The sequence below is a fragment of the Planktotalea sp. genome, from assembly GCF_018607995.1.
Taxonomy (GTDB): domain Bacteria; phylum Pseudomonadota; class Alphaproteobacteria; order Rhodobacterales; family Rhodobacteraceae; genus Planktotalea.
In genome coordinates, this window is sequence record NZ_JABBAL010000012.1 from 1 (window position 1) to 4,092 (window position 4,092).

The window sequence follows — 4,092 nt, forward strand, 5'->3', positions numbered from 1 at the left end:
CGACAATCTCTTCAAGCTTGGGTATGGGGCGGACCACTTCAAAGGGGGAGGCTCACTACAACAAAGGAGATTGACTATGGGACTGAAACGGACGGACGAATTCCGCCAGAATGCGGTACGTATCGCGCTGACCAGTGGGCTAACGCGCAAGCAGGTGGCTGACGATTTGGGTGTACCTTTAGTGAAGTGTTTTTGGTGTTTCTTGTGAAGGTGTTGCGATGTCCCTTGGGGCGCTCAGCTGCATCCGCATAAAGGCGTGGCCAACATCAGCGGCTAAGGACGCGATCAGTGGGGCGACATCGGGCCGAACAAGAAGCGTTGCGATCAACATGGCGTCTTCACGTTCCCCAGTGGCGGCGGTCGCGATGAAGTTGGCAAAGCAGGACTCGTCTGCACCAAGGCATTTGCACTGAACCGAATGACGCATTAGCGGACGACGCCCATGGCGGGTACAAAGTGAACAAAGGTCTTCAAAGGACTTGAGCGCTTTGCGTCCTTGGTCAGAGCCTAGTCTCGACGCGAAGTCATTCCAGACCTGTGCCTGTGCATCAGGACCATCACACCATAGTCGCAGATAGATGACCGACGCGGCTTCGACCCCATCCAATTCGGTGATGAAACCAACAGGTGCGCCACCACGATTATGACTGGAGACACTCATTTGGTCAGGATCAACTTGCCAGCCCGCGTGATCCGCAGGGTGTAGGTTTGACCATCTAGAATAATATGCGCCTGATCCGCGCCCTCCGTCAGATCGCGGGCGGAGTAACTTGGCAGCGTCGAGGCTGGCCTCTGTGGCGGTGGGGTTGCGTGAAAGCTCATGCTGATACCCTTTGGCGTTCCGACAAACGATACGTGAACCAGATCGGGCAGATGTCTTCTGCTTCTGATGCAGCAACCAATATCTCAAATCGGTCAGCTTGCCTGACGCGTAAAGTTCGGCGTGGTTCACATACATCAGTGGGTTGCCTTGGAGTGTCTAGGTTCGCCTGCATCGGTAAGTCCTCAAATGATCACGTGTCGGGCTTCCCAGCTTGGATTCGAGTGGCTTGACTAAAAACAACCCTGAGTGAAGTAGTCAGATATGTCAATCTGACAAATTTAGTCAGATACTGTATAGAGGGGAATTCGATCTTGCTGCCACTCAGATAAATGGCGGCTTTTCTCGCCGCATATGAACATGAAGTATTACGCAGCTGCCGCATTTCTGGTGTTGCGTGCACGCGTAGCGCGAAATAGCAATGACCGCCATGGGCTCACTGCCTCCATTAGATCGGTCGCAGTAATTACACATTAGAGGCGCACCTTCCCAAATAGGGGCGGCCCAATACCTACCGTTGGCGAGTGTACTCAATTGCTGCAATCGCAGCCAGCATTGCGAACGTTGGTGCAGGTCGCAGCATTTCAGCCAACTTGAACGAACAGGATTGGCACGATGCCGTGGCGAAAAATTGGGATGGATACCATATTGTGGGGCAGGATGGCATCAGGGTTGAACTTTAGACATCGCAGTAAACTTGCAATCAAAAGTCACGCTTACTAGTGATACCCTCGTATAAAGGGGCTTAAAGAATGGCCAAACCGACACAAGCCGCGTCCGTCAGTGACACGATTATTTCCTGGATCGATCAGGGCCGCGTTCTGCCAGGTGACCTGATCGACGAAAAACACCTAATGGAAAGCTGCGGCGTGTCCCGCACGCCTGTCCGCGAGGCGCTCATCCAACTCGAAGCCGATGGTCTACTGGTCCGCCACCCGCGCAAGGGCATGCATCTGTTCCAGCCTTCGGTCGAAGAGTTCCTTGCGATCCTTGAGGTCCATGCAAACCTCGAGGCGCATGCAGCCCAAATGGCCGCACTACGCATTTCGCCCGCCCAATCAACGCTCCTACAAACGTCGGTTGACGCGTGCCGCGATTTTGCTGAAGCTGGAAATTTGGAAGACCACGCGCACTATTATGCGCTGAACCTACAATTTCATGAGATTGTGGCGACGGCATCTGCCAACTCGTTCCTGATTGATCTGATCAAACTGAATGCCCGCAAGCTGATGGCGTATTACCGGCTGCGCTATCGCACACCCAGCGCCATCGAGACATCGGTGCGCGAACACATCGAGATTGCAGGCTTCATCGCTGCGCGTGATCCGGATGGCGCGCGCACGGCTATGGCTGATCATTTCAATTATGACCGCGAAACTGTCATGCACATGTTGGCGTCAGTGCAGTAATCAGACCGGATTGCGTTCGAAAAAGCGCGCAATTGAGCGGACGAACACATCCCGATCCGCAATACGCTCTAGAGAATTTTTGGCACGGGTCGCCACAACTTCCCCCAATTTTTCCACATATTCTGCCAAAAGTGCTGTGACAAATTCCGGCGTCATTTCGGGATGGTTCTGCGTCGTATAGACCCGATCTGCTATAACGAGACCTGCGACGGGGCAGCCGTGTGTTGAAAAGACCACCTCTGCGCCGTCGGGCAGTTGCGTGACTTGTTCGATGTGTGCACCGTATTGAAGCAGTGCGACTGGCCCATCATACCAAGGCGGGCGGCTTTCCATTTGCATTTCCAGCAATCCGAACGCCCAACCATCGGGATTGGGAGTGACCTTCCCGCCAAGAGCCACGGCAATGGCTTGATGCCCAAAACACGCACCGAACATCGGCACGTTGGCGCAGTAAGCCACGCGAATCTGATCTAACAGGCGGGGTATCCATTGCCAGTCATCGTACACCGATGCGGGGCTCCCAGTGATCAACACGCCATCAAACGTAGTGATATCACTCGGGAAAACATCGTCCTTGACCGAGAAAATACTTATCTCCCAACTGGGGCGCACCTCTTTAATAAGGATGCTGAATTTCTCACCATCCTTTGGGTATTTTTGGGCAAAATCTGTCTCGTCCGTGTTCGTCACAAGAACTGCGATGTGCATTTTATTCTCATCCGGTCAAGTTTATGTATATTTATAAGGCCTATTAGTATATTAAAAATAAGGACACGGAAAGGGCGCTGATGACTGTTTGGACACCTAGTGATGACGGCCACGCCGATCTGACAAGTCACGACACCTTTATGGCTGGTTCACCGCACAACACATTCAAACGCCTGCGCGACGAGGATCCTATCCATTGGACAGAATGGTCCGACGGCGACGGGTTCTGGTCAATCACACGCCATGCCGACATTCTTGAATTGAACAAGAACTCCGCTGTGTTTTCGTCCGAGCACGGCATCCGAATGGAAGACCAATCCCCCGAAGAAGTCATCGCACGCCGCACCTTTCAGGAAATCGACCCACCGGAGCATATAAAAACCCGCATCAAGCTAGCCAAGGCGTTTTCAAAGGGCGTAATCGAACAGTTCAATACTGACATTAGCGAGCTCTGCGTCGAAATCCTTGACGAGGTTTTGAACAAGGGCGAATTTGACGCGACAAAAGAAATCGCGCGCGTTTTGCCGATGCGTATGCTCAGTCGTATCCTTGGAACCCCTAAAGAAGACCTGCCTTGGCTGGTAGAAAAGGGCGATGCGCTGATTGCCAACACGGACCCCGATTTCACCGATCATGTTCTTGATAAAATGAAGACGGATGAATTCCGTATGATGCCGTTCAACTCTCCTGCGGGTGCGGAACTATATGCCTACGCGAAAGAGCTGATGGATAAGAAGGACAAGGCAGGCGACACCAGCGGCGTCCTACATATGATCCTTCAGCCCTGCGCTGATGGATCAGTAATTTCCGAAGCTGAATTCCGGAACTTCTTTTGCCTACTTGTCGCCGCGGGCAATGACACAACGCGTTACTCCATTGCAGCAGGCATTCAAGCGCTTTGCCACCAGCCTGAACTGTTGGGCCAGATGCAAACAGGTGGTGGTATTTGGGAGACCGCACCCGATGAAATCATCCGCTGGGCGACCCCTGCCCTTTATTTCCGCCGCACGGCGTTGAGCGATTATGAAATCCACGGCAAGACTATCAAGGCGGGCGATAAAGTTCTTTACTGGTTTGCATCCGGCAACCGCGACGAAACCGTTTTTGACGACCCGTTCCGCGTTGACCTTGCACGTACGCCCAACAAACACGTGT

The 4,092-nt window shown here is 53.0% G+C and carries 5 protein-coding genes; 2 read left to right on the forward strand and 3 right to left on the reverse strand.

What is annotated here, in order from left to right; genetic code table 11:
• Positions 1-178: 178 nt before the first annotated feature.
• Together QZ280_RS03585 and QZ280_RS03590 are read right to left on the reverse strand one after the other, a co-directional pair.
• Entirely contained in the window at positions 179-661 is a 483-nt protein-coding gene (locus QZ280_RS03585) for a hypothetical protein (protein WP_293441173.1), read from the reverse strand.
• Positions 658-822: a hemin uptake protein HemP gene (locus QZ280_RS03590; RefSeq protein WP_293441175.1), complete on the reverse strand. Its 165-nt coding sequence runs from the start codon at positions 820-822 to the stop codon at positions 658-660. The genes QZ280_RS03585 and QZ280_RS03590 overlap by 4 nt, the downstream gene beginning before the upstream one ends.
• A gap of 750 nt (positions 823-1,572) precedes the next feature.
• Between QZ280_RS03590 and QZ280_RS03595 the strand changes: the two genes are divergently transcribed.
• Positions 1,573-2,229 carry a GntR family transcriptional regulator gene (locus tag QZ280_RS03595; RefSeq protein ID WP_293441176.1) on the forward strand — a complete coding sequence of 219 codons (657 nt, stop codon included), beginning with the start codon at positions 1,573-1,575 and terminating at the stop codon, positions 2,227-2,229.
• On the opposite strand, the gene QZ280_RS03600 is transcribed toward QZ280_RS03595, so the two are convergent.
• Positions 2,230-2,937, reverse strand: a complete 708-nt coding sequence (locus QZ280_RS03600) for a type 1 glutamine amidotransferase (protein ID WP_293441177.1) — start codon at positions 2,935-2,937, stop codon at positions 2,230-2,232.
• A gap of 80 nt (positions 2,938-3,017) precedes the next feature.
• On the opposite strand from QZ280_RS03600, the gene QZ280_RS03605 reads away from it, so the two are divergent.
• A partial coding sequence (locus QZ280_RS03605) for a cytochrome P450 (protein ID WP_293441178.1) occupies positions 3,018-4,092 on the forward strand: 1,075 nt, incomplete at its 3' end.

Excerpts from the sequence above, each read along its gene's own strand:
- QZ280_RS03600 (WP_293441177.1), bottom strand. The coding sequence starts at position 2,937 with ATGCACATCGCAGTTCTTGTGACGAACACGGACGAGACAGATTTTGCC.
- QZ280_RS03590 (WP_293441175.1), bottom strand. The coding sequence starts at position 822 with ATGAGCTTTCACGCAACCCCACCGCCACAGAGGCCAGCCTCGACGCTG.
- QZ280_RS03585 (WP_293441173.1), bottom strand. The coding sequence starts at position 661 with ATGAGTGTCTCCAGTCATAATCGTGGTGGCGCACCTGTTGGTTTCATC.
- QZ280_RS03595 (WP_293441176.1), top strand. The coding sequence starts at position 1,573 with ATGGCCAAACCGACACAAGCCGCGTCCGTCAGTGACACGATTATTTCC.